Origin of the sequence: Mesorhizobium sp. M1334, from assembly GCF_040317995.1 — a bacterium.
Classification (GTDB): Bacteria; Pseudomonadota; Alphaproteobacteria; order Rhizobiales; family Rhizobiaceae; genus Mesorhizobium.
In genome coordinates this window covers 183236-209459 of sequence record NZ_JAMYLM010000003.1, presented here as the reverse complement: position 1 = coordinate 209459, position 26224 = coordinate 183236, and the positions used below count along the sequence as shown (strand labels likewise).

Annotated in this window: 23 protein-coding genes and 1 tRNA gene; 22 read left to right on the top strand and 2 right to left on the bottom strand. The window is 62.6% G+C overall.

Translation table 11 applies throughout. The features are described from left to right. From NKH17_RS08055 to NKH17_RS07960, 20 genes are all read left to right on the top strand, one after another. Positions 1–603 carry an NADH-quinone oxidoreductase subunit C gene (locus NKH17_RS08055; protein ID WP_254818102.1) on the top strand — a complete coding sequence of 201 codons (603 nt, stop codon included), beginning with the start codon at positions 1–3 and terminating at the stop codon, positions 601–603. Beyond that, complete coding sequence (locus NKH17_RS08050) at positions 604–1794, top strand: NADH-quinone oxidoreductase subunit D (protein ID WP_254818103.1); 1191 nt, start codon at positions 604–606, stop codon at positions 1792–1794. Further along, a complete protein-coding gene (gene nuoE / locus NKH17_RS08045; RefSeq protein ID WP_352897144.1) occupies positions 1795–2865 on the top strand; it encodes an NADH-quinone oxidoreductase subunit NuoE in 1071 nt (356 codons plus the stop codon). It begins immediately after the preceding gene. Positions 2866–2876: 11 nt separating this feature from the next. Beyond that, on the top strand, positions 2877–4181 hold the full coding sequence (gene nuoF / locus NKH17_RS08040; RefSeq protein ID WP_254818105.1) for an NADH-quinone oxidoreductase subunit NuoF: 1305 nt from the start codon (positions 2877–2879) through the stop codon (positions 4179–4181). A 79-nt stretch (positions 4182–4260) separates the two neighbouring features. Continuing rightward, positions 4261–4956, top strand: coding sequence for a helix-hairpin-helix domain-containing protein (locus tag NKH17_RS08035; RefSeq protein ID WP_352897146.1), 696 nt, complete (start codon positions 4261–4263; stop codon positions 4954–4956). 74 nt (positions 4957–5030) lie between these two features. Next, entirely contained in the window at positions 5031–7112 is a 2082-nt protein-coding gene (gene nuoG / locus NKH17_RS08030; RefSeq protein ID WP_352897148.1) for an NADH-quinone oxidoreductase subunit NuoG, read from the top strand. Positions 7113–7114: 2 nt separating this feature from the next. Then, the gene (gene nuoH / locus NKH17_RS08025) at positions 7115–8158 is read left to right on the top strand and encodes an NADH-quinone oxidoreductase subunit NuoH (protein ID WP_292663045.1); all 1044 of its coding nucleotides are present in this window, start codon (positions 7115–7117) and stop codon (positions 8156–8158) included. Next, positions 8158–8649, top strand: a complete 492-nt coding sequence (nuoI, locus tag NKH17_RS08020; RefSeq protein ID WP_352897150.1) for an NADH-quinone oxidoreductase subunit NuoI — start codon at positions 8158–8160, stop codon at positions 8647–8649. The genes nuoH and nuoI overlap by 1 nt, the downstream gene beginning before the upstream one ends. 230 nt (positions 8650–8879) lie before the next feature. Continuing rightward, positions 8880–9500 carry an NADH-quinone oxidoreductase subunit J gene (locus tag NKH17_RS08015; protein WP_254818110.1) on the top strand — a complete coding sequence of 207 codons (621 nt, stop codon included), beginning with the start codon at positions 8880–8882 and terminating at the stop codon, positions 9498–9500. A 1-nt stretch (position 9501) separates the two neighbouring features. Next, positions 9502–9810 (top strand): NADH-quinone oxidoreductase subunit NuoK, encoded by a 309-nt coding sequence (gene nuoK / locus NKH17_RS08010; protein WP_023676620.1) that lies wholly within the window; start codon positions 9502–9504, stop codon positions 9808–9810. 10 nt (positions 9811–9820) lie between these two features. After that, positions 9821–11794, top strand: coding sequence for an NADH-quinone oxidoreductase subunit L (gene nuoL, locus NKH17_RS08005; protein WP_352897153.1), 1974 nt, complete (start codon positions 9821–9823; stop codon positions 11792–11794). Next, the gene (locus tag NKH17_RS08000) at positions 11794–13299 is read left to right on the top strand and encodes an NADH-quinone oxidoreductase subunit M (protein WP_352450009.1); all 1506 of its coding nucleotides are present in this window, start codon (positions 11794–11796) and stop codon (positions 13297–13299) included. The genes nuoL and NKH17_RS08000 overlap by 1 nt, the downstream gene beginning before the upstream one ends. Positions 13300–13316: 17 nt before the next feature. Beyond that, positions 13317–14753, top strand: coding sequence for an NADH-quinone oxidoreductase subunit NuoN (gene nuoN, locus NKH17_RS07995; RefSeq protein WP_352897155.1), 1437 nt, complete (start codon positions 13317–13319; stop codon positions 14751–14753). 4 nt (positions 14754–14757) lie between these two features. Then, positions 14758–15579 (top strand): biotin--[acetyl-CoA-carboxylase] ligase, encoded by an 822-nt coding sequence (locus NKH17_RS07990; RefSeq protein ID WP_352477556.1) that lies wholly within the window; start codon positions 14758–14760, stop codon positions 15577–15579. 118 nt (positions 15580–15697) lie between these two features. After that, on the top strand, positions 15698–17368 hold the full coding sequence (locus NKH17_RS07985) for a ribonuclease J (protein WP_352647009.1): 1671 nt from the start codon (positions 15698–15700) through the stop codon (positions 17366–17368). Positions 17369–17488: 120 nt separating this feature from the next. Then, a complete protein-coding gene (gene mce / locus NKH17_RS07980; protein WP_352477558.1) occupies positions 17489–17893 on the top strand; it encodes a methylmalonyl-CoA epimerase in 405 nt (134 codons plus the stop codon). Beyond that, complete coding sequence (locus tag NKH17_RS07975; RefSeq protein WP_254818117.1) at positions 17890–18174, top strand: DUF1467 family protein; 285 nt, start codon at positions 17890–17892, stop codon at positions 18172–18174. Before mce ends, NKH17_RS07975 begins: the two co-directional genes overlap by 4 nt. 559 nt (positions 18175–18733) lie before the next feature. Next, positions 18734–20062 carry a proline--tRNA ligase gene (proS, locus tag NKH17_RS07970; RefSeq protein WP_352897158.1) on the top strand — a complete coding sequence of 443 codons (1329 nt, stop codon included), beginning with the start codon at positions 18734–18736 and terminating at the stop codon, positions 20060–20062. Beyond that, a complete protein-coding gene (locus tag NKH17_RS07965; protein ID WP_352897160.1) occupies positions 20059–21345 on the top strand; it encodes a lipoprotein-releasing ABC transporter permease subunit in 1287 nt (428 codons plus the stop codon). The genes proS and NKH17_RS07965 overlap by 4 nt, the downstream gene beginning before the upstream one ends. After that, the gene (locus NKH17_RS07960) at positions 21342–22025 is read left to right on the top strand and encodes an ABC transporter ATP-binding protein (RefSeq protein ID WP_254818120.1); all 684 of its coding nucleotides are present in this window, start codon (positions 21342–21344) and stop codon (positions 22023–22025) included. Before NKH17_RS07965 ends, NKH17_RS07960 begins: the two co-directional genes overlap by 4 nt. Positions 22026–22413: 388 nt before the next feature. Here the strand turns inward: NKH17_RS07960 and lipB are convergent, their stop codons facing one another. Next, positions 22414–23157, bottom strand: coding sequence for a lipoyl(octanoyl) transferase LipB (lipB, locus tag NKH17_RS07955; RefSeq protein ID WP_352897162.1), 744 nt, complete (start codon positions 23155–23157; stop codon positions 22414–22416). A 176-nt stretch (positions 23158–23333) separates the two neighbouring features. Here lipB and NKH17_RS07950 point away from each other — a divergent pair. Beyond that, positions 23334–23418, top strand: a tRNA-Leu gene (locus NKH17_RS07950). Positions 23419–23656: 238 nt separating this feature from the next. Beyond that, positions 23657–24724, top strand: a complete 1068-nt coding sequence (locus tag NKH17_RS07945) for a cyclic nucleotide-gated potassium channel (protein ID WP_352897164.1) — start codon at positions 23657–23659, stop codon at positions 24722–24724. Positions 24725–25069: 345 nt separating this feature from the next. Here NKH17_RS07945 and NKH17_RS07940 read toward each other — a convergent pair whose 3' ends face one another. Further along, positions 25070–26050, bottom strand: coding sequence for a phosphatase PAP2 family protein (locus NKH17_RS07940; RefSeq protein ID WP_352970527.1), 981 nt, complete (start codon positions 26048–26050; stop codon positions 25070–25072). Positions 26051–26224 lie beyond the last annotated feature (174 nt).

The following is a 26224-nucleotide window of genomic DNA, read 5'->3' as shown; positions in this document are numbered from 1 at the left end:
ATGACCCAGGCGTTGAATGACCTCTCGACCTATCTCGGCGAGAAGCTGACCGGCCGGATCGGCGAGGTGGTGTTTGCCTATGGCGAACTCACCATCTCGGTCGAACCGCGCGACCTGATCGAGGTAGTGACCTTCCTGCGCGACGACCCGAAATGCCAGTTCATCTCGATCATCGATGTCTGCGGCGCGGATTATCCGTCGCGGGCAAAGCGCTTCGACGTCGTCTATCATTTGCTGTCGCCGAGGCAGAATATCCGCATCCGCATCAAGGTCCAGGCCGACGAAGAGACGCTGGTGCCGTCAATCACCGGCATATATCCCGGCGCCGACTGGTTCGAACGCGAAACCTACGATCTCTATGGCGTGCTGTTTTCGGGTCATCCCGATCTGCGGCGGATTCTGACCGACTACGGCTTCGAAGGCCATCCGCTGCGCAAGGACTTTCCGCTGACCGGCTTCGTCGAGGTGCGCTACGACGACGAAGCCAAGCGCGTCATCTACGAGCCGGTGGAGCTCAAGCAGGAATTCCGCAATTTCGATTTTCTGTCCCCATGGGAAGGCACGGATTATGTTCTGCCGGGGGACGAGAAGGCAAAACAGTGAATGGCTGAAACCTCCGTCCGCAACTTCAACATCAATTTCGGCCCGCAGCATCCGGCTGCGCACGGCGTTTTGCGCCTCGTGCTGGAGCTCGACGGCGAGGTCGTCGACCGCGTCGATCCGCATATCGGACTGTTGCATCGCGGCACGGAAAAGCTGATCGAGCACAAGACTTATCTGCAGGCGGTGCCTTATCTCGACCGGCTCGACTATTGCGCGCCGATGAACCAGGAGCATGCCTTTGCGCTTGCAGCCGAGCGGCTGCTCGGCATCGAGGTGCCGAAGCGCGGGCAGCTTATTCGAGTTCTCTACTCTGAGATCGGCCGCATCATGTCGCACATCCTCAATGTGACGACGCAGGCGATGGATGTCGGCGCGCTGACGCCGCCGCTGTGGGGCTTCGTCGAGCGCGAAAAGCTGATGGTGTTCTATGAGCGTGCCAGCGGCTCGCGCATGCATGCAGCCTATTTCCGGCCGGGCGGCGTGCATCAGGACCTGCCGCAGAAGCTGATCGAGGACATCGGCAAGTGGATTGACCCGTTCCTGAAGTCGATCGACGACCTCGACGCGCTCTTGACCGGTAACCGTATTTTCAAGCAGCGCAATGTCGACATTGCCACTGTCTCCCTGGCGGACGCCTGGGCCTGGGGGTTTTCCGGCGTCATGGTGCGCGGCTCGGGTGCGCCGTGGGACCTGCGCAAATCGCAACCCTACGAATGCTATGCCGAGCTGGACTTCGACATTCCGGTCGGCAAGAACGGCGACTGTTTCGACCGTTATCTGGTGCGCATGGAAGAGATGCGGCAGTCGGCGAAAATCATGCGCCAGTGCGTCGACCTGTTGCTCGGCAAGGAAGGCGGCGGGCCGGTGTCGAACCTCGACGGCAAGGTGGTGCCGCCGAAGCGCGCGGCGATGAAGCGCTCGATGGAAGCGCTGATCCATCACTTCAAGCTCTACACCGAAGGCTACCGCGTGCCGGCCGGCGAGGTCTATGCCGCGGTCGAGGCTCCGAAGGGCGAGTTCGGCGTCTATCTCGTCTCCGACGGCACCAACAAGCCCTACCGCTGCAAGCTGCGCGCGCCGGGCTTTGCGCATCTGCAAGCCATGGACTTTTTGTGCCGCGGCCACATGCTGGCCGACGTCACCGCCGTTCTCGGCTCCCTCGACATCGTGTTTGGTGAGGTCGATCGCTAAATGTCAGTCCGCCGTCTCGCAGAAGCCAGCCTCCAGCCAGCCTCCTTCGCCTTCAACCGGGCGAATGCGGCAGCGGCGAAGCAGTGGATCAAGAAATATCCGAAGGGGCGCGAGCAATCCGCGATCATCCCCTTGCTGATGCTGGCGCAGGAGCAGGAAGGCTGGGTGACCAAGGCGGCGATCGAGGCGATCTCCGACATGCTCGGCATGCCCTATATCAGAGGGCTGGAAGTCGCCACCTTCTATACGCAATACCAACTCAATCCGGTCGGCAGCCGCGCCCATATCCAGGTCTGCGGCACCACGCCCTGCATGCTGCGCGGCTCGGAAGCGCTGATGGATGTGTGCCGCTCGAAGATCCATCACGACCAGTTCCACACCAACGACAAGGGCACGCTATCGTGGGAGGAGGTCGAGTGCCTCGGAGCCTGCGTCAACGCACCGATGGTGATGATATTCAAGGACACCTACGAGGATTTGACGCCGGAGCGGCTTGCCGAGATCATCGACCTTTATGACGCCGGCAAGGGCGCTACGGTGAAACCGGGACCGCAAAACGGCCGCATCACCTCCGAGCCGGCCAGTGGCCTGACGACCCTTAAGAGTGAAAAGGCGCTCCTCAAGGCGACCCGCGACCGGGAAGCCAGGGCGGCAACCAAGGCCACCAAGGAAACGGCGCCGGCGGCTGTCGCCGCAGCACCCGCGGTACCGGCCCCGCCAGCCGCTCCTGCCGCACCGGCGCCGGTTGCGCCCTCGAATGCCAGCAAGCCGAAGACCGATGCGGTGGAGACCAGCCCGGCGCTGAAATCGCCATCGGCGACAAAAGTCGCGCCCGCGGCGGAAAAGGCGGCGAGCGTTGCAGCGCCGCTGCATTCGGCCGCCAATGCCAACAAGGCCGAGCCGCAGGTCGAGGACGTCTCGAAACAGCGCAAGGGCCCCAAGAACAAGGCCGAGCCGGCGTCTGCTTTCAAAGCGCCGGAGGCCAAGGTCAAACCGGCGAAGGCTGCCGCCAAGGCCACCAAGCCGTCGCCCGGAAACAAGAGCCGGCCGACCGGCAAGAAGCCGGTCTGAAGGAACGAGCAATGCTTCAGGACCGAGACCGCATCTTCAACAACATCTACGGCCGCTTCGACAAGTCGCTGGCCGGCGCCATGGCGCGCGGCGCCTGGGACAACACGCCCGGCATCATCGCCAAGGGGCGCGAGTGGATCGTCAACGAGATGAAAGCATCGGGCCTGCGCGGCCGCGGCGGCGCCGGCTTCCCGACCGGGCTGAAATGGTCGTTCATGCCCAAGCAAAGCGACGGCCGGCCGAGTTATCTCGTCGTCAATGCGGACGAGTCCGAACCCGGCACCTGCAAGGACCGCGATATATTGCGCCACGATCCGCATACGCTGGTCGAGGGCTGCCTGATCGCCGGCTTCGCCATGGGCGCGGTCGCCGCCTACATCTATGTGCGCGGCGAGTTCATCCGCGAGCGCGAGGCGCTGCAACGCGCCATCGACGAGGCCTATGCGGCCAAGCTGATCGGCAAGAACAATACCTCCGGCTACGATTTCGACATTTACATGCACCATGGCGCCGGCGCCTATATCTGTGGCGAGGAAACGGCGCTGCTCGAAAGCCTCGAAGGCAAGAAAGGCCAGCCGCGGCTGAAGCCGCCGTTTCCGGCCAATGTCGGCCTCTATGGCTGCCCGACGACGGTGAACAATGTCGAGTCCATCGCCGTGGCGCCAACCATTCTGCGCCGCGGTGCGGCCTGGTTCTCGTCCTTCGGCCGGCCCAACAATGCCGGCACCAAGCTGTTCTGCATCTCCGGCCACGTCAACAATCCGTGCACCGTCGAAGAGGCGATGTCGATCCCGTTCCGCGAACTGATCGAGACGCATTGCGGCGGCATCCGCGGCGGCTGGGACAATCTGCTGGCGGTCATTCCGGGCGGCGCCTCGGTGCCGTTGGTGCCGGCCGAGCAGATCATCGACGCGCCGATGGATTTCGATGCGCTGCGCGACCTGAAATCGGGCCTAGGCACCGCGGCTGTCATCGTCATGGACAAATCGACCGATGTCGTGAAGGCGATCGCGCGGCTGTCCTATTTCTACAAGCACGAGAGCTGCGGCCAGTGCACGCCCTGCCGTGAGGGCACGGGCTGGATGTGGCGGGTGATGGAACGGCTGGTGCGCGGCGAGGCGCAGAAGCGCGAGATCGACATGCTGCTCGACGTGACCAAGCAGGTCGAGGGCCACACGATCTGCGCTCTGGGCGATGCGGCGGCATGGCCGATCCAGGGCCTGATGCGGCATTTCCGCGGCGAGGTGGAGCGGCGCATCGACGAGTTCTCGCGCAACGCACACCGCGCCGAACCGGTGCTGGCGGCGGCGGAATAGAAGAATTCAAAAAATGCGGGCGAATGCCCGAAACGAGGAAACGAGCGCGGGGCAGACGGAAACGACCAGGAGACCACCTATGTCGCTGTTTTCGATACCCGACGATTTGACGCCCAATGGGGACCCGTTCTTGAAGATGAACCAGGACCTGACCAGGACAATGCCGAAGGAGATGGCCAGCGCCGTCAATCTCCTGGCGCATCCTGTCGCCGGCGCGGCGACGATGACGGCACTCGGCATCGGGCTTGCCAACCACGCCTTTGGCGTCTGGATGGGCGTGCTTTCAGGCGTGGCCGAGACCTCGCAGCGGCTTTGGCAGCCGGTCACCGAGGATTTCGAGGCCCGGACCGAACGCGTTTCCGCGACCGGCAAAAGCTCCTCGACCAAGGCGCGCGCAGCCACCAAAACCCTGATTGCCGAGGCGCAGTCCTTCGCCAATGACGTGACCGACATTGCGACAAGCACTGCGGCGCGGAGCGTGGCGAATGCGAGCGCCGTTGCAGCGGACGCGTCGGCCGGACTGATGCCGGAGGATTTCAAGCAGCCCAAGCCGATGGACCGGCCAGCCGTGCCCGCCGACCTCAAGGCAATATCGGGTATCGGGCCGAAACTGGAAAAGGTGCTGAACGGCCTTGGCATCTGGACATACGCCCAGATTGCCGCGTGGACGCCGCAAGAGATCGCCTGGGTCGAAGATTACCTGTCGTTGAAGGGCCGTATCGGCCGTGACGGCTGGATCGGTCAGGCGGCCGCATTGGCCGGGGCCAAAAATTGAATTCAATACCGTGCGCGGTGTCTGCTGCGCCCGGAAGGAAAGATTGCGGAACGTCCGCAGAGGTTTGAGGCGAAATGGCAAAGCTCAAGGTCGACGGGAAAGAGATCACTGTACCCGACCATTACACGCTGCTGCAGGCGGCCGAGGACGCCGGTGCGGAAGTGCCGCGCTTCTGCTTCCACGAGCGGCTGTCGATCGCCGGCAATTGCCGCATGTGCCTGATCGAGGTGAAGGGCGGCCCGCCCAAGCCGCAGGCGTCCTGCGCCATGGGCGTGCGCGACCTGCGCCCCGGTCCAAATGGCGAGCCGCCGGAAATTTTCACCAACACGCCGATGGTCAAGAAGGCCCGCGAAGGCGTGATGGAATTCCTGCTGATCAACCATCCGCTGGACTGCCCGATCTGCGATCAGGGCGGCGAGTGCGACCTGCAGGACCAGGCGATGGCGTTCGGAGTCGATTCCTCGCGCTACCACGAGAACAAGCGGGCGGTCGAAGACAAGTATATCGGGCCGCTGGTCAAGACGATCATGAACCGCTGCATCCATTGCACGCGCTGCGTCCGCTTTACCACCGAGATTGCGGGCATATCCGAGCTCGGCCTGATCGGCCGCGGCGAGGATGCCGAGATCACCACCTATCTCGAAAGCGCGATGACTTCGGAACTGCAGGGCAATGTCATCGACCTTTGCCCGGTCGGCGCGCTGACCTCCAAACCCTACGCCTTCCAGGCACGGCCGTGGGAACTGACCAAGACAGAATCCATCGACGTGATGGACGCCGTCGGCTCCGCGATCCGCGTCGATAGCCGGGGCCGCGAAGTGATGCGCATCCTGCCGCGTACCAACGAGGCGGTGAACGAGGAGTGGATTTCCGACAAGACCCGCTTCATCTGGGACGGCCTGCGCACGCAGCGCCTCGACCGGCCCTATGTGCGCAAGGACGGCAGACTGGCCCCCGCAAGCTGGGCGGAGGCTTTTGCCGCGATCAAGGAAGCGGTGTCGAATGCCGCACCCGAAAAGATCGGCGCCATTGCCGGCGATCTCGCAGCCGTCGAGGAGATCTACGCGCTGAAGTTGTTGATGGCTTCGCTCGGCTCGAGGAACACCGACTGCCGCCAGGACGGTGCCGCACTCGATCCGTCGCTCGGCCGGGCGAGCTATGTCTTCAACCCGACCATCGAAGGCATCGAACAGGCCGATGCGGTGCTGATCATCGGCGCCAATCCGCGCTTCGAGGCATCCTTGCTCAACGCCCGCATCCGCAAGCGCTGGCGGGCCGGCAATCTGCCGGTCGGCGTCATCGGCGATGTCGGCGATACCCGCTATGATTACGAGCAGCTCGGCGCCGGGCCGGAATCGCTGAAGGATCTGGCCGACGGCAACGGCAAGTTCTTCCAGCTGCTGAAGAAGGCGACGCATCCGCTGATCATCGTCGGACAGGGTGCGCTGGCGCGTCCGGACGGCGCGGCCGTGCTTGGCCAGGCGGCGAAGCTCGCCGTCGCCGTCAATGCCGCAAGGGCCGACTGGAACGGCTTTGCCGTGCTGCACACCGCCGCGGCACGCGTCGGCGGCCTCGATGTCGGCTTCGTACCGGGCGAGGGCGGCAGGAATGTCGCCGGCATGCTGGGCGAGACCGACGTGCTGTTCCTGCTCGGCGCCGACGAAATCGACATGGCCAAGACCGGCGGCGCTTTCGTCGTCTATGTCGGCACGCATGGCGACAAGGGCGCGCATCGCGCCAACGTCATCCTGCCGGGCGCCGCCTATACCGAGAAGTCGGGCACCTTCGTCAACACCGAAGGCCGCGTGCAGCAGACCAACCGGGCCGGCTTCGCGCCCGGCGAAGCGCGCGAGGACTGGGCGATTCTCAGGGCTCTGTCGGATGTGCTCGGCAAGAAGCTGCCGTTCGATTCGCTGCCGCAATTGCGCGCAAAGCTCTATGCGGAACACCCGCATCTTGCCCGCATCGACCATGTCGCGGCCGGCGACCCGGCCGACATCGCCAGGGTGGCCAAGCTCGGCGGGCGGCTGAACAAGGGCACCTTCACCTCGCCGGTCAAGGATTTCTACCTGACCAATCCGATCGCGCGGGCTTCCGCGGTGATGGCCGAATGCTCGGCTTTGGCGAAAAACGGCTTCAGGCAGGCGGCGGAGTAGACATGGACACCTTCTTCTCCTTCTACGTGCTGCCGGCACTGCTGATCCTTTTGAAGTCGGTCGTGCTGATCGTCGTTCTGTTGATCTTCGTCGCCTATGTGCTTTATGCCGACCGCAAGATCTGGGCGGCGGTGCAATTGCGCCGCGGACCGAACGTCGTCGGCCCGTGGGGTACGCTGCAGGCTTTCGCCGATCTGCTGAAATTCGTGTTCAAGGAGCCGGTGATCCCGTCCGGCGCCAACAAGGGCGTTTTCCTGCTGGCGCCCTTGGTGTCGGCGGTGCTGGCGATCTCTGCATGGGCGGTGATACCGGTCAATGAAGGCTGGGCGATCGCCAACGTCAATGTCGGCATCCTCTATGTCTTCGCCATCTCCTCGCTCGAGGTCTATGGCGTGATCATGGGCGGCTGGGCGTCCAATTCGAAATACCCGTTCCTTGGCGCACTGCGCTCGGCGGCGCAGATGGTGTCCTACGAAGTCTCGATCGGCTTCGTCATCGTCACCGTGCTGCTTTGCGTCGGCTCGCTCAACCTGTCCGACATCGTCTTGTCGCAGCAGGACGGGCTGGGCACGCGGCTCGGCCTGCCCAACACCTTCCTCGACTGGCATTGGCTGTCGCTGTTCCCGATGTTCATCGTCTTCTTCATCTCGGCGTTGGCCGAGACCAACCGGCCGCCCTTCGACCTTGTGGAAGCCGAATCGGAACTCGTCGCCGGCCATATGGTCGAATATTCCTCGACGCCGTTCCTGTTGTTCTTCCTCGGCGAATATGTCGCCGTCGTCCTGATGTGCGCGTTGGCAACCATCCTGTTCCTTGGCGGCTGGCTGCCGCCCTTCAACTTCGCGCCGTTCACCTGGGTGCCGGGGCTGATCTGGTTCGTGCTCAAGGTCTGCCTGGTGTTCTTCATGTTCTCCATGGTGAAGGCGTTCGTGCCGCGCTATCGCTACGACCAACTGATGCGGCTCGGCTGGAAGGTGTTCCTGCCGATCTCGCTATTCATGGTGGTCGCCACCGCCGCTTTCCTAAAGATCACGGGGTTTGCCTGATGTCTGCATTATCCCAGGCCGCCAAGTCACTGCTTTTGCAGGATTTCGTCGGCGCTTTCTTCCTGTCGACGCGTCAGTTCTTCGCGCCGAAGGAGACGATCAACTATCCGCATGAGAAGGGACCGGTCAGCCCGCGCTTCCGCGGCGAGCATGCGCTGCGCCGCTACCCGAACGGCGAGGAACGCTGCATCGCCTGCAAATTGTGCGAGGCGATCTGCCCGGCACAGGCCATCACCATCGAAGCCGGCCCGCGCCGCAACGACGGCACGCGGCGCACCGTGCGCTACGACATCGATATGGTGAAATGCATCTATTGCGGCTTCTGCCAGGAAGCCTGCCCGGTCGACGCCATCGTCGAGGGGCCGAATTTCGAGTTCGCGACGGAGACGCGCGAGGAACTTTATTACGACAAGGACAGGCTTCTGGCCAATGGCGACCGCTGGGAGCGTGAGCTGGCGCGCAACATCTCGCTGGATGCGCCTTACCGCTGATATTTGATGCATGAACGGGGCGAGGGCCTCGTTCAGAGGATGATCCCGAAAAGTTGCATACTTTTCGGACAAGATCATCCTCCGGAATGAAAGAGTGTCGCATGTTTTCTTTTCGATCGGGTCTTTCAACCCGATCGGAACATGCGATAGGAACACGCAACTTGCCGACCGGAGGCGGTGGCAAAAAACAGGACGAACGTCCTGTTCTGACAGGAAACCCGGGGGAACCCATGCTGAGTGGACTAGAGGCGGCCTTTTTCTACCTCTTCGCCTTTGTCGCGGTGGCATCGGCGTTCATGGTCATTTCGGCGCGCAATCCCGTGCATTCGGTGCTGTTCCTGATCCTGACCTTCTTCAACGCCGCCGGCCTGTTCATGCTGACCGGCGCCGAGTTCCTGGCGATGATCCTGCTCGTCGTCTATGTCGGTGCCGTGCTGGTGCTGTTCCTGTTCGTCGTCATGATGCTCGACGTCGACTTCGCCGAAATGAAGGAAGGCGCCCTGCAATATGCACCGATCGGCGCGCTGGTCGGGCTGATCCTGGCGGCGGAGCTGATCGTGGTGCTCGGCGGCTATACATTCGCGCCGAAACTGGCGGCGACGGTCGCCAAGCCCATTCCGGACCTGGCCGCGCGCTCCAATACGGCAGCGCTCGGCGACATCCTCTATACGGATTACCTCTATTACTTCCAGATCGCCGGGCTGGTGCTGCTGGTCGCCATGATCGGCGCCATCGTGCTGACGCTGCGCCACAAGCCGGGCGTCAAGCGGCAGTCGATCGCCGCCCAGGTCGGCCGCACGGCGGCAACCGGAGTGGAAATCCGCAAGGTCAAGACGGGCGAAGGAGTCTGAGATGGTCGTCGGCATCGCGCACTACCTGACCGTATCGGCGATCCTGTTCACGCTCGGCGTGTTCGGCATCTTCCTGAACCGCAGGAACGTCATCGTCATCCTGATGTCGATCGAGCTGATCCTGCTTGCGGTCAACATCAATTTCGTCGCCTTTTCGGCGGCGCTCGGCGATTTGGTCGGCCAGGTGTTCGCACTGTTCGTGCTGACGGTCGCGGCGGCCGAAGCGGCGATCGGCCTTGCCATTCTCGTCGTCTTCTTCCGCAACCGCGGCTCGATCGCGGTCGAAGACGTGAACATGATGAAGGGTTGACGGAACCACCATGTATCAGGCCATCGTCTTCCTTCCGCTGCTCGGCTTCCTGATCGTCGGCCTGTTCGGCACTTCGCTCGGCGCCAAGGCTTCCGAATACGTCACCTCCGGCTTCCTGGTGATCGCGGCTGTGCTGTCGTGGGTTGCCTTCTTCTCGGTCGGCTTCGGCGGCGGCGAGGTGTTCACCGTGCCGGTGCTGCGCTGGATCCAGTCAGGCGGCCTCGAAGCGTCGTGGGCGCTGCGGATCGATACGCTGACCGTGGTGATGTTGGTCGTCGTCAATACGGTGTCGGCGCTGGTCCATATCTACTCGATCGGCTACATGCATCACGACCCGGACCGGCCGCGCTTCTTCGCCTATCTGTCGCTGTTTACCTTCGCCATGCTGATGCTGGTGACGGCCGACAACCTCGTGCAGATGTTCTTCGGCTGGGAAGGCGTCGGCCTTGCCTCCTATCTGCTGATCGGCTTCTGGTACAAGAAGCCGTCGGCCAATGCAGCTGCGATCAAGGCCTTCGTCGTCAACCGCGTCGGCGATTTCGGCTTTGCGCTCGGCATATTCGGCGTGTTCGTGCTGTTCGGCTCGGTCAATCTCGGCACCATTTTCGCCAATGCGGCGACGTTCATTCCAGCCGAAGGCGCGCCGCAAGGCGCGGCCGTACTGACCTTCCTCGGCTATGCGCTTGATAAGCAGGCCGCGATGACGGTCGTCTGCCTGCTCCTGTTCATGGGCGCGATGGGCAAGTCGGCGCAGGTGCCGCTGCACACCTGGCTGCCGGATGCCATGGAAGGCCCGACGCCGGTCTCGGCACTGATCCATGCCGCCACCATGGTGACGGCAGGCGTGTTCATGCTGGCGCGGCTGTCGCCGCTGTTCGAGCTGTCGCATTCGGCACTGACGGTGGTCACCTTCATCGGCGCCTTCACCGCCTTCTTCGCGGCGACAGTCGGTCTTGTCCAGAACGACATCAAGCGCGTCATCGCCTATTCGACCTGTTCGCAGCTCGGCTACATGTTCGTGGCGCTCGGCGTCGGCGCCTATGGCGCGGCGATTTTCCATCTGTTCACCCACGCCTTCTTCAAGGCGCTGCTGTTCCTCGGCTCGGGCTCGGTCATCCACGCCGTCTCCGACGAGCAGGACATGCGCAAAATGGGTGGCCTAAGGACGCTGATCCCGACGACTTACTGGATGATGGTGATCGGCACGCTGGCGCTGACCGGTGTCGGCATTCCGGTAACGATCATCGGCACGGCCGGCTTCTTTTCCAAGGACGCCATCATCGAAGCGGCCTTCGCCGGCCACAATGCGGTCGCCGCGTTTGCCTTCATATTGCTGGTCATTGCTGCCTGCTTTACCTCCTTCTACTCCTGGCGGCTGATCTTCATGACCTTCCACGGCGAGCCGCGGGCCAGCCACGAGGTCATGCACCATGTCCATGAATCGCCGCCGGTCATGCTGGTGCCGCTGTTCATCCTGGCGGCGGGCGCGCTGTTCGCCGGCCTAATGTTTCACGGCGCCTTCATCGGCGAGGGTTATGCCGAATTCTGGAAGGCGTCGCTGTTCACGCTGCCGGACAACCAGATCCTGCACGAAATCCACGAAGTGCCATTATGGGTCGAGCTGTCGCCGTTCATCGCCATGCTGATCGGCTTTGCGATAGCCTGGCAGTTCTATATTCGCGCGCCGGAAATGCCTCGGAGCGTCGCCGCCAACCATCGCCTGCTCTACGCCTTCCTGCTCAACAAATGGTATTTTGACGAGCTCTACGACTTCCTGTTCGTGCGGCCGGCAAAGCGCCTCGGCAGCTTCCTGTGGAAGACCGGCGACGGCACCGTCATCGACGGGCTCGGGCCGGACGGCATTTCGGCGCGCGTCGTCGACGTCACCAACCGGGTCGTCAAGTTGCAGACCGGCTATCTCTATCACTATGCCTTCGCCATGCTGATCGGCGTTGCCGCACTCGTCACCTGGATGATGCTCTGATGACCGCCTGGCCGATCCTATCGCTGGTCACCTTCCTGCCGCTGGTTGGTGTGCTGCTCATCCTTTTCGTGCGTGATGACAGCGAGAACGCGCGCCGCAACATCCGCGCCATCGCGCTTTTCACGACTGCGTTCACGTTTGTGATTTCGCTGTTTATCTGGACCGGCTTCGACAATTCGCAACCTGGCTTCCAGTTCGTCGAGAAGTTTGCCTGGCTGGATTCCGGCATCTCCTACCATATGGGCGTAGACGGCATCTCCATGCTGTTCGTCATCCTGACCACCTTCCTGATGCCGCTTTGCATTCTCGCCTCGTGGGAATCGATCGAGAAGCGCGTCAAAGCCTATATGATCGCCTTCCTGCTGCTCGAGACGCTGATGATCGGCGTGTTCTGTGCGCTGGACATCGTCTTGTTCTACGTCTTCTTCGAAGCCGGCCTTATCCCGATGTTCATCATCATCGGCGTGTGGGGCGGCAAGCGGCGCGTCTATGCCTCGTTCAAGTTCTTCCTCTACACCCTGGCCGGCTCGGTGCTGATGCTGCTCGCCATCATGGCGATGTTCTTCCAGTCCGGCACCACCGATATCCCGACGCTTCTGACGCATAATTTCCCGGCCAATATGCAGACCTGGCTATGGCTTGCCTTCTTCGCGTCCTTTGCGGTGAAGATGCCAATGTGGCCGGTGCATACCTGGCTGCCGGACGCGCATGTCGAAGCGCCGACGGCCGGCTCGGTGATTCTGGCCGCCATCCTGCTCAAGATGGGCGGGTACGGCTTCCTGCGTTTTTCGCTGCCGATGTTTCCGATCGCATCCGAAATGTTCGCGCCGCTGATCTTCACGCTTTCCGTTGTCGCCATCATCTACACCTCGCTGGTGGCGCTGATGCAGGAGGACATGAAGAAGCTGATCGCCTATTCGTCGGTCGCTCACATGGGCTTCGTTACCATGGGCATCTTCGCGATGAACCAGGAAGGCGTCCAGGGCTCGATCTTCCAGATGCTGTCGCACGGGCTGGTCTCCGGCGCGCTGTTCCTCTGCGTCGGCGTCGTTTACGACCGCATGCACACGCGCGACATTGACGCCTATGGCGGGTTGGTCAACAACATGCCGAAATATGCAACCGTGTTCATGATCTTCACCATGGCCAATGTCGGCCTGCCCGGCACCAGCGGCTTCGTCGGCGAGTTCCTGACCATGCTCGGCGTGTTCCGGGTCAACACCTGGGTGGCGTTCTTCGCCGCCACCGGCGTCATACTGTCGGCGGCCTATGCGCTCTGGCTCTACCGCAAGGTGATCTTCGGCGCACTGACCAAGGAAAGCCTGAAAGGTTTGCTCGACCTGTCGACGCGCGAAAAGGTGATCATCTATCCACTGGTCGCGCTGGTCATCTTCTTCGGCGTCTATCCGGCGCCGATCTTCGACGCGACGGCCGAATCGGTCAAGGCGCTCGTTACCAATGTCACCGCATCCATCGGCGCCGCGCAGACCGCGGCGGCGAACTGACTGGGGGTTTGCGAACCATGACGCCGGACCTTCTCTCCAGCCTGTCGCTCTCGACGCCAGAGCTGATCCTCGCCATCGGCGCCTTGGCGCTGTTGATGCTCGGCGCCTATTCTCGCGCCAACACCGCCGTCACGGTGAGCGGCCTTGCTGTTGCCGTGCTGGTGATCGCCGGCGCCTGGCTGATCTTTTCCCCGGGGCAGGGCAACGCCTATGGCGAAGCCTTCATCCAGGACCCATTCGCCCGCTTCATGAAGATGTTGGCGCTGATCGGCTCGGCGGTGACGCTGGTCATGTCGGTTCGCTTTGCCCAGGCGGAGCGTTTCGACAAGTTCGAATATCCGGTGCTGATCCTGCTCTGCACGCTCGGCATGATGCTGATGATCTCGGCCAACGGCATGATCGGGCTCTATCTCGGCCTCGAGCTGCAGTCGCTGGCGATCTACGTGCTGGCGGCGATCAACCGCGATAATCTGCGCTCGACCGAGGCCGGGCTGAAGTACTTCGTCCTTGGCGCGCTGTCGTCGGGCATGCTGCTTTACGGCATCTCGCTGGTCTACGGCTACACGGGCAACACGGGCTTCCAGGAGATCGCCGCGGCGCTCAGCGGCGGCGAGCGCCAGCTCGGCCTCGTCTTCGGCTTGGTCTTTGTGCTGGCCGGCCTTGCCTTCAAGATCTCGGCGGTGCCGTTCCATATGTGGACGCCCGACGTCTATGAGGGCGCGCCGACGCCGGTGACGGCCTTTCTGGCGGCGGCACCCAAAATGGCGGCGATGGCGCTGATGGTGCGCGTCACCATGGGCGCCTTCAAGCCGATCGCCGCCGACTGGCAGCAGATCATCGTCTTCATCTCGATCGCCTCGATGGCGCTCGGCGCCTTCGCTGCCATCGGCCAGACCAACATCAAGCGGCTGATGGCCTATTCCTCCATCGGCCATATGGGTTATGCTCTGGTCGGCCTTGCCGCCAACAGCCAGGACGGCGTGCGCGGCGTCGCCATCTACATGCTGATCTATCTGGTGATGACGCTCGGCACCTTCGCCTTCATCCTGGCCATGCGGCGCAAGGAGGGCAATGTCGAGCAGATCAGCGATCTCGCCGGCCTGTCGGCGACCAACCCAATCATGGCGACGATCCTCACCATCATGATGTTCTCGCTGGCCGGTATCCCGCCGCTCGCCGGCTTCTGGGGGAAATGGTACGTGTTCCTCGCCGCCATCAATGCCAACCTCTACGCGCTCGCGATCATCGGCGTGCTGGCCTCTGTGGTGGGCGCCTATTATTATCTGCGCATCATCAAGATCATGTGGTTCGACGAACCGGTCGGCGGCTTCGTGCCGATGGCGACCGAACTGCGCGTCGTGCTCGGCGCCTGCGGCGCTTTCGTGCTGTTCTACGTGCTGATCGGCGGCCCGATCGGAACCTACGCAGCCGCCGCGGCCAAGACCTTCTTCTAACGGAATGACGTTCAGGCTGGCTCCAACCGCGGCTTCGGAAGGGTTCCGGCTCGAGGCGCACGATACGGTCGGCTCCACCAATGCGCTGGCGCTGGAGCACGCGCGGGCCGGCGATCCGGGCAAACTCTGGGTCGTCTCAAAAAAGCAGGAGGCGGGGCGTGGCCGCCGTGGCCGCGCCTGGGCGACGCCCGAGGGCAATCTGGCAGCGACGCTGCTGGTGATCACCAACACCGAGCTTCGACTTGCCGCGACGCTCGGCTTCGTTGCCGGACTGGCGCTGGCCGACGCGCTCGACGCCGTCGTGCCGAAAGGCAGGATCGCAATTGGCCTGGACGGCGCGAGCCAGGGCAAGAACCGCTTCGAGTTGAAATGGCCGAACGACGTGCTCGCGTCGGGCGCCAAGCTCGCCGGCATCTTGCTGGAATCGGCGATGCTGGATGGCGACCGTTCGGCGGTGGCTGTCGGCATCGGCGTCAATGTGGTGGCTTATCCCAATGATTTGCCCTATCCAGCGACGTCGCTCAACGCGCTGGGGTCGGCTTGCGATGCCGAGACGCTGTTTCTGGCGCTGTCGGATGCGTGGAGCGAGAATGCCCGGCTGTGGAACGAAGGGCGTGGGCTTGCCGCCGTCAGGCGGCGCTGGCTGGCGCGCGCGGCGGGGCTTGGCGGGCAGGTTGCTGTCAGAATTGACGGTAATGTGGTGCGCGGCACCTTCGAGACCATTGACGAAGACTGCCGTTTCGTGATCCGCGACGATGAAGGCTCGGTTCTGACGATCGCCGCCGGCGACGTGCATTTCGGCGCGGTCGCATCGGCCGTCGGTTGACTGGCCAATACGTTTGACTGGCCAGGTATTTGACCAGCTTGAATTTGACCGGCCGACAATTTTGATTGGCCGACAATTTTGACCGGCCCACAATTTGACCGGCAAGGAAGGAAAGACCATGGCGACAGCGGAAAATGCCGAACTTGTCTTCGTGCCGCTCGGCGGTGTCGGCGAGATCGGCATGAACTTCGCCCTCTACGGCTATGGGCCGGCCAATGCGCGCGAATGGATCGTCGTCGACGTCGGCGTTACTTTTCCCGATGCAACCCTGCCCGGCGTCGACCTGGTACTGCCCGACACCCGCTTCATCGAGGAGAATGTCGCCAATCTGCGCGGCATCGTCATTACCCATGCACATGAGGACCACTACGGCGCGCTGCACGACATCTGGCCGAAGCTCAAGGCGCCGGTCTGGATGACGCCGTTCGGCGCCGGCCTGCTGGAAGCCAAGCGGCAGGGCGAGCAAGGGGCGCCGAAGATCCCGGTGACGATCTACCAGGCCGGCGAGAAATTCACCGTCGGTCCGTTCGAGATCGAGGCCATCCCCGTCGCGCACTCCATTCCCGAACCGATGTCGCTGGCGATCACCACGCCGGCCGGCGTCGTCATCCATACCGGCGACTGGAAGATCGATCCGGCGCCGACGGTGGGGCCGATGACCGACGAGGCACGCTTCCGCGCCTATGGCGACAAGGGCGTGCTGGCGTTGATTTGCGATTCCACCAACGCGCTGCGGGAAGGGGAATCACCGTCGGAAGTGGCGGTGGGCGAGGGTCTCAAGGGTGTCATCCAGAATGCCAAGGGCCGTGTCGCCGTCAGCAGTTTCTCCTCCAATGTCGGCCGCATCGTCTCGATCGCCAAGGCAGCGCGGGATGCCGGCCGCCAATGCCTGGTGCTTGGCCGCTCGATGAAGCGCGTCATCGATGTGGCTGATGAACTCGGCTATATGGACGGGTTGCCGGAATTCATCGCTGAGGAGGATTACGGCTTCATCCCGCGCGAAAACCTCGTCATCATCTGCACCGGAAGCCAAGGCGAGCCGCTTGCCGCACTTGCCAAGCTGTCGCGCGACGAGATGAAGTCGGTGGCGCTGACGGCCGGCGACACGGTGGTGTTTTCCTCGCGCACCATTCCCGGCAACGAGAAGGCGATCCTCGAAATCAAGAACCGCCTTATCGATCTCGGCATCAAGATCATCGAGGACGGCGATGCGCTGGTGCATGTCTCCGGCCATCCACGCCGCAGCGAATTGCGCAAGATGTATGAATGGGTCCGGCCGCAGATCGGCGTTCCCGTTCATGGCGAGGCGGCGCATCTGGTGGCGCAGGGCTCGCTGATGTCGACGTCCGGCATCGGCCAGGTGGCGCAGGTGCGCGACGGCGACATGCTCAGGCTATATCCGGGTGCCGCCGCCATTATCGACCAGGTTCCGTTCGGCCGCATCTACAAGGACGGAAGGCTGATCGGCAGCGATCAGGCGATGGGCATTCGCGACCGCCGCAAGCTGTCCTTTGCCGGCCATGTCGCCGTCAACGTCGTGCTCGACGACAAATACGAGCTTGCCGGCGATCCCGATCTCGTCGCCATCGGCGTCGCCGAGGCCGACGGCAGCGGCGAGAGCCTGGAAGACCTGATGATCGATGCGGCAATCGGCGCCGTGGACTCCATCCCCCGCCAGCGCCGAAAAGACCTCGACCTGGTCCAGGAGGCGGTGCGGCGCGCGGTGCGCGGCGCGGCCAACGAAGCCTGGGGCAAGAAGCCGCTGGTGACAGTGTTCGTCACGCGGTGACGAACAAGGGAATAGGGGAGTAGGGCAGTAAGGGAGTAGGGAAAGTAGATGGCTGCAACGCCTTTTTCCCTATTCCCTTACTGCCCTACTCCCCTATCCCCCTAACTTTCGGAGCACCCTATGCTCGGACGTCTCAACCATGTCGCGCTTGCGGTGCCGGATCTGGCCGCGGCTGCGGCGGTCTATCGTGATACGCTTGGCGCCCGCGTAACCGCGCCGCAGGCGCTGCCGGAGCATGGCGTTACGGTGGTGTTCGTCGACGTCGGCAACACCAGGATCGAGTTGCTCGAGCCGCTCGGCGAAGCCTCGCCGATCGCCGCATTCCTCGAGAAGAATCCGTCCGGCGGCATGCACCATCTCTGCTACGAGGTGGACGACATTGTTGCGGCGCGCGACCGTCTCAAGGCCAGCGGCGCGCGCGTGCTGGGCGACGGCAAGCCGAAGACCGGCGCGCATGGCAAACCGGTATTGTTTCTGCACCCCAAGGATTTCTTCGGCACGCTGGTCGAACTGGAGCAAGCATGAGTTGGGTTTCGTTTGTCGCCCTGTTCTTCGCCACATGGTGGGTGGTGTTGTTCGCCGTCCTGCCGTTCAGCATGCGAACACAGGACGAGGACCGGGACGTGACGCTTGGCACGGTTCCGAGTGCACCGCGCGGACCGCATATGCTGCGCGCGGCGCTGCGCACGACAATCGCCACGCTGGTCCTCATGGGTATCTTCTACGGCATCACGAGAGGGCTTGGCCTCGGCATCGATGACATCCCGCATATCGTGCCGGATTTCAACCAGAGCCCAGCGCATTAGCCGGCTACCTACCGTGTCCGGCTATCCCAGCCTAGCCGACGCCCTGAAATCAAGCTGAGCCAGCAAGGTCAACCCAAGTAAAGCCCCGGGCGGGCTTGGGCTGACGCAACGTCATGTAGTTTGGTAATCTGTCGTGCTAACCAAATGATTGCACAAAAAAAATGCAAGGCGCGAGGCCTTGCAATTTAAACGCGTCCGATCTGTTTCCGGTGTCCGGCGGCAGCGAGTTACCGCGCCTAGATCGCATCCTCCCAAGACTTTGACCGCGTAGGAGGGCAGATTTTTCTCTACCCTCTCGGTTATGTGGGCACACTAGCCTAAGGCGGGTGAAAATGTCACGAAGAATTTTGCCCGGAAACAGGCAATCTCGTGCTGCAGTGCACAATAGTACGGCAGGCGTTGCTTGCGAAACGGCCAGCAAGCCGTGTGCGGCAATTGCGGCGCCTGTGCAGCGCCTGGGCCGGGTTTCCATTCCGCCATGAAATGGCTATGAAGCCGGGGCAAGCAAGCCTGTGCCGCGCCGATTCCGGCGCCGCCATCCTCTCTCACGGACCAGTTCATGCGTTTGTCGCGCTATTTCCTGCCCATCCTCAAAGAAAACCCGCGCGAGGCCGAGATCGTCTCGCATCGGCTGATGCTGCGTGCCGGCATGATCCGCCAGCAGGGGCAGGGCAGCTTTTCCTGGCTGCCGCTCGGCAAGCGGGTGCTGGACAAGGTCTGCCGGATTATCCGCGAGGAGCAGAATCGCGCCGGCGCGCTCGAAATCCTGATGCCGACCATCCAATCGGCCGAGCTGTGGCGCGAAAGTGGCCGCTATGAAGATTACGGCAAGGAGATGCTGCGCATCAAGGACCGGCAAGACCGCGATATGCTCTACGGGCCGACCAACGAGGAGATGGTCACCGAGATCTTCCGCTCCTACGTCAAGTCCTACAAGGACCTGCCGCTCAACCTCTATCACATCCAGTGGAAGTTTCGCGACGAGGTGCGCCCGCGCTTCGGTGTCATGCGTTCGCGCGAGTTCCTGATGAAGGACGCATATTCCTTCGACCTCGATTATGAAGGCGCCAAGGCCGCCTATAACCGCATGTTCGTGTCCTATCTCAGGACGTTTACGCGCATGGGGCTTCAGGCTATCCCGATGCGCGCCGACACCGGGCCGATCGGCGGCGACCTCAGCCATGAGTTCATCATCCTGGCCGACACCGGCGAGAGCCAGGTGTTTTGCCACCGCGATTATCTTTCGCTGGCAGTGCCCGGCGCAGACACGGATTTTTCGAACGACGCCGAGATCGGCGCCATCGTCAAGACATGGACGACGCCCTATGCCGCCACCGACGAGATGCATGACGAGGCGGCATGGGAGAAGGTGCCAGCGAGCGACCGGGTCTCGGCGCGCGGCATCGAGGTTGGGCATATCTTCCATTTCGGCGACAAATATTCCAAGCCGATGGGCGCCAAGGTGACCGGCCCGGACGGCAAGGATCATTTCGTTTCTGGCGGTTCCTATGGCATCGGCCCGTCCAGGCTGGTCGCCGCGATCATCGAAGCCAGCCATGACGATAACGGCATCATCTGGCCGGAGGCGGTGGCGCCGTTCGATGTCGGCCTAATCAACATGAAGGCCGGCGATGCCGAATGCGACCGCGTCTGCGGCGAGCTGAATGCCGCCTTTGCCGCCGCGGGCAAGGAGGTGCTCTACGACGACACCGACCAGCGGCCGGGCGGCAAGTTCGCCACCGCCGACCTGATCGGGCTTCCGTGGCAGGTGATCGTCGGGCCGCGTGGTGTCGCCGCCGGCGAGGTCGAAATCAAGAACCGGAGGACCGGCGAGCGCGAGACGCTGCCGATCGCGGACGCGAAGCAGCGTTTCGGTGCCGCCGCATGAACAAAGCGGCGGCAGCAAGACCATTGGGCGCCGGGCCTTTTTCCGGCTTCGAGCGCATGGTGGCGTGGCGCTATCTGCGCTCGCGTCGCAAGGAGACGGTGATCTCGGTCATCGCCTCGATCTCCTTCCTCGGCATCATGCTGGGCGTCGCCACGCTGATCGTCGTCATGGCGGTGATGAACGGCTTTCGCGCCGAACTGCTGACGCGCATCCTAGGCGTCAACGGGCACCTGATCGTGCAGCCGCTCGACATGCCGCTGGAGGACTATGCCCAGGTCGCCGGCCGCATCAACGGCGTGCCCGGCGTCAAATACGCCATCCCGTTGATCGACGGGCAGGTGCTGGCGCAAGGCAATGTCGGCGGCGGCACCGGCGCGCTGGTGCGCGGCATACGCGGCGAGGATCTCGGCAAGATCACCATCGTCGCCAACAATATCAAGGAGGGCTCGATCGTCGGCTTCGACACCGGCGAAGGCGTCGCCATCGGCAGCCGCATGGCCGAGAATCTCGGCCTAGTGCTTGGCGATACGATCACGCTGATTTCGCCCGAGGGCGACATCACGCCGCTTGGCACGACGCCGCGCATGAAAGGCTATCCGGTCACCGCGATCTTCGAGGTCGGCATGTCGGAATATGACAGTTCCATCGTCTACATGCCGTTCTCGGAAGCGCAGCTTTATTTCAACATGGACGGCCGGGCGCAGACGATCGAGATCTATGCCGACAATCCCGACAATATCGACGCGCTGAAGCCGAAGGTCGAAGAGGCGGCGCAGCGGCCGATCAGCCTTGTCGATTGGCGGCAACGCAACAAGACGTTCTTCGACGCGCTGCAGGTCGAACGCAACGTCATGTTCATGATCCTGACCCTGATCGTGCTGGTGGCGGCGCTAAACATCATTTCGGGCCTGATCATGCTGGTGAAGGACAAGGGCCACGACATCGCCATCCTGCGCACCATGGGCGCGACGCGCAGCGCGATCCTGCGCATCTTCCTGATGACCGGGGCGGCGATCGGCGTTGTCGGCACCATCGCCGGCGTGCTGCTCGGCATCGTGATCTGCCTCAACGTCGAGCGCATTCGCCAGTTCTTCTCCTGGCTGGCCAACGAGCGGCTGTTCAATCCCGAGCTTTATTTCCTGAGCCAATTGCCGGCCCGCATGGATGCCGGCGAGACGATCTCCGTCGTTCTCATGGCGCTGGCGCTGTCGTTCCTGGCCACGCTGTTTCCGGCGTGGCGCGCGGCCAGGCTCGATCCGGTCGAAGCGCTGAGGTACGAGTGATGGCCGAGGCCATTATCGAGCTGAAGAGCGTCGAACGGCACTATGTGCAGGGACCGCGCAAGCTGACCATCCTGAACGGCGCCGATTTTTCGCTGAAGCGTGGCGAGATGGTGGCGCTTGTGGCGCCGTCGGGCACCGGCAAGTCGACGCTGCTACACACCGCCGGGCTGCTGGAGCGACCGGACGCCGGCGACGTGATCCTGGCGGGGCGCGCCTGCGGCCGGCTTTCCGACGACGAGCGCACGGCGATCCGCCGCAACGACGTCGGCTTCGTCTATCAGTTCCATCATTTGCTGCCTGAATTCTCGGCGCTGGAAAACATCATGATGCCGCAGCTGATAAAAGGGCTGCCGCGCAAGGAGGCGGCCGAGCGGGCGGCGCAATTGCTCGACTATATGCAGATCGGCAAGCGGGCACAGCATCGCCCCTCCGAGCTCTCCGGCGGCGAGCAGCAGCGGGTTGCCATTGCGCGTGCCGTCGCCAACGCGCCGCTGGTGCTTTTGGCCGACGAGCCGACCGGCAATCTCGACCCGGTGACCGCTTCCTATGTGTTTGAGGCGCTGGCAGCACTGGTCCGGCAATCGGGCCTGGCGGCGCTGATCGCCACCCACAATCACGAGCTCGCCTCGCGCATGGACCGCCGCGTGACGCTGGCCGACGGCAAGGTTGTGCCGCTTTAGGGGTGCGCTGCTATTGAGGCGATGCCGGCCTGCGAGCTGCCGTGCGCCGTCCCGCCACTTTCGCGCGCCTGTCGGCCCCGAAACGCCCGGCATCTCCCTTTTCAACCCTTTCTTAACCCTGTCGAAATGACCGAGCGCAATTCCGGTGACACCTGGGCTGCGATCGTTGACATTCGAACAAAATTAGAACAAAATACGAACACACTAACAACAGGAGAGAGTTATGACCGATCTTGTTCAGGATGTCGTTTCGCTGGTGTGCATGAGCACGTTCCTCATTTCCATGGCAATCTGGATCGGCGCGATGTGAGATTGAGCTCAAGGGCGGGCTCGATGCTGATGAGCGAAGGCCGCCTTCGCATATTGGCGCAGGCATTGGGCGAGTGTTTCAGCCGGCCTTGCGGGACACTTCGACAGGCGATACCGCGGCGGGCCCGAACACGTCCTCGAAAGCGGATTTCAGCGCCAGGTCGAGGTCGGCCATGGTCACGGGAAGGCCGAGGTCGACAAGGCTGGTGACGCCGTGATCCTGGACGCCGCACGGCACGATGCCGCTGAAATGGCTAAGGTCCGGCTCGACATTGATGGCGATGCCGTGAAAGCTCACCCAGCGCCTCAGCCTTATGCCGATGGCGGCGATCTTGTCCTCGGCCGCCGAGCCATCGGGCAAAGCGGGGCGGTCCGGCCGAACCACCCAGACGCCGACGCGGTCCTCGCGGCGTTCGCCGCGTACGTTGAAGGCGGCCAGCGAGCCGATGATCCATTGTTCGAGAGCGGCGACGAAGGCGCGGACATCCTCGCGCCGCCGCTTCAGGTCGAGCATGACGTAGGCGACCCGCTGGCCCGGCCCATGATAGGTGTATTCGCCGCCACGCCCGGCGGCAAAGACCGGGAAGCGGTCCGGCTCGATCAGGTCCTCGACGCGGGCGCTGGTGCCGGCGGTGTAGAGCGGCGGGTGCTCGACCAGCCAGACCATCTCGCCGGCGGCGCCGCTGCGGACTGCCTCGGCGCGCGCCTCCATCAGGGCGAGCGCATCGGGATAGTCGGTGAGCCCAGGCTCGATGCGCCATTCGACCGGCGCCGAGCCGGGCAAGGGCAGGAACGACGTGGCGATCTGGCTGCGTTCTGTCATGATATCTCGTCTCGCCACTCATATGGCGGCAATCGGTACAAACGTCCAGTTCCGGCACGTTCGGCCCCTTGAAGAGTTGTGCCGATGTCCGGCCGATTATTGCTAGCCGCGCACTTGTTTCACCGGAAACGATTTGCTACACGCCGCGGGCCGGTTGGTTCCGGCTCCTACCACGTGCGGTCGTGGCGGAATTGGTAGACGCGCAGCGTTGAGGTCGCTGTGGGGCAACCCGTGGAAGTTCGAGTCTTCTCGACCGCACCAATCAGTCTTTTGGCTGTGGAAGTTATTGCGATTTTTCAGGCTTGTCGCACAGCCGTGCAAATACGGCAAAAAGCGCACTGTCACCGTAATTTGTTAATTCGCGTCCTATGCCGTCTGTTCACTTTCCCGGACATCTGAGTTCACGGTTGGTGACGGGCATCGCAGCGAAAGCAAGCACCTTTGCGCTTGCCTTGAAGGCATCCTATTCTGGAGGATAGCATCCGCTCGTGGGCATAGAATGTCGGTACTGCCGTTCTTAAGAATTTACGCGCCGCTCAACGCGGTGCTGGCTGCGACTGGGCTTGTGGCGGTGGCTGCGCTCACGACACCGGACATGTCCGGGCGAAGCAGACTGGCTTTGGCTGCCGTGCTCGCGGTCATTTGGGGCATCTATCTCCTGGAACTGGCCGAGAAACTGCTCAAGCGCCGGGCGGGAGACGTTCGGGACAGGACGCCGGCAATCGCCATTGATGTGGTCGCGGTTTTGGTTCCACTCGCCGCATTTCTGCTCGTCGGCACGCCCGATCGGAGCCTCTACTGTGCTGTCTGGCTGCTGAAACCGCTGCGCGATTCAACTTTCTTCCCGCTGCTGGGCAGAATCCTGACCAACGAAGCGCGCAACCTGATCGGCGTCGCCACGGTCTTCGGCATCGTTCTGTTCGGTGTTGCGCTCGCAGCCTATGTGATCGAGCGCGACGTCCAACCGCAAAAGTTCGGCAGCATCCCCCAGGCAATGTGGTGGGCGGTGGTCACGCTGTCCACCACCGGCTATGGCGACGCTATTCCGGAAAGCTTCGCCGGCCGCGTCCTTGCCGGGGCGGTCATGATGAGTGGCATCGGCATCTTCGCGCTCTGGGCTGGCATTCTTGCCACCGGCTTTTATCAAGAAGTCCGTCGCGAGGATTTCGTCCGCAATTGGCAATTGGTCGCCGCCGTGCCGTTGTTTCAGAAGCTCGGCCCGGCCACACTGGTCGAGATCGTGCGCGCATTACGACCTCGCAGCGTGCCGGCAGGCGCTGTGATCTGCCGCAAGGGCGAGACCGGTGATCAGATGTTCTTCGTCGTGGAGGGGCGCGTCAGCGTCGCGACGCCGAACCCGGTGGAGCTGGGCCCTGGCGCCTTCTTCGGCGAGATGGCGCTGATCACCGGCGAACCGCGCTCGGCGACCGTCAGCGCCACAACGGTGGTCTCACTCCTGTCGCTACACTCGGCGGATTTCCAGATGCTGTGCAGCAGCAGCCCGGAGATCGCAGAAATCATTCGCAAAACCGCGCTCGAGCGGCGCGGCGCGGCGCCTAAGGGTTGACCGCACTAGGTGTTCGTCAGGAGGAGGATGCGCTGCCAGGGCGGCCAATTGCCCGCCGACGGTGGCTGGCTGGAACTACATGCTCTGCCGCTGCCGAACCGCCCTCAATACAAATCGCCGCGGAATCGTAGAGAAATGCTTTAAAATCAACGCGGCAGGCGTTGCGGCGCTGCATCTCGACCGCACCATTAAATTCGAAAGCGGAATCTCTTGCTCGTCGAATTCGAGCACGGCAGGGAGCGTCCTTGTCGGGGCACGTGCTTTTTGCCTGACTGCGGTCGCGAGTTTGGCTTATGCGAAGTGGCCATCGGCGGGCACTGGCCATCTATCGACAAGCGCACATAACTATTCGCGCACCAGGCGTCCGGTTGTCCACCAGATCACCGATACAACAACGATCGATGCGTAGCCGTCCACGGCATAGTGCCAGCCAGTGAACACCGATCCGTACAGGATCAAGGCTGCAAAGGTCCAACCCAGAACGCCAAGCCAGCGATTGATCGATGACAGCAAATAGGCGTTCAATACGGCAAAGGCGACATGCATGCTTGGCATGGCCGAGATGCCGCCGCCAAGACTTGGCCGGCCGCTCTGGTAAGCCTTCAGGAGATATGCCGCGGGTTCCCTCACCATGTAACTATGGTCCAGCCTGTCCAGGGCCGCATTCAATCCGTGGAAGCGATCCACGCCGACGAAGTGGTGGTAGTAAACCGGTCCGACCGATGCCAGCGCCAGGGCCAAGACCGTTCCGAGGACGGACAACGTCAGCGCTGCTGCGCAGAGATAGCGGATGCGGGCAATCTCGTCCGACCAGAGCGACACGAAAAGGATGGTGCCGAACCACTGGTAAAACCAAATGACTTCATAGCTGTTGAAGACGACGGACGACCAATTGTTGCTGTCGAGCTTATGGACGATCTCCCATGGCGGCATCCCGTGCAGCCATTCATCAACGTCGGCCAACCAGTTGTCGGCATAGTATGGGACGACGGACGGGATGGCGATCTTGTAGGTAGAGAACGCGGTCAAGCTGGCAAAGAAGAACAGCAGCACCAGCAGACAACCACGCCAGCGCCCTTGAGCCAAATCCAGCGCGTAGCGAACCGGTTGCCGCCGGCCATGGATTAGCGCGGCACAGCAGACGCCACCGATAAACAATACCGGGATGCCAACAAGAAACTTGTGAGAATAGATTAAGGCCGACGTATAGAATACTTCTGGGTATAGTGCGGATGCGCCTAAAACATATGTCGCCATGAACAAGGAGAGGCGCAATTGCCATATGGCGGAGGGCCGGTAGCGAGAGGCTTCCGTGGTTAGGGCCAAACCAATTTACCCGTTCTTAACGTTTCGCCGGAGAGACACATATACCGATAAGGTAAAAACCTTGCCGCCAGGTTTACTTTTCCCCGGTGGTCGACATTTGCCGCCGGCTCGCATGCGACGGATTGTTTCCCTGTAATCTTGCATCCGCATTTGCTGTCCAAGCCCCTGCGTGAA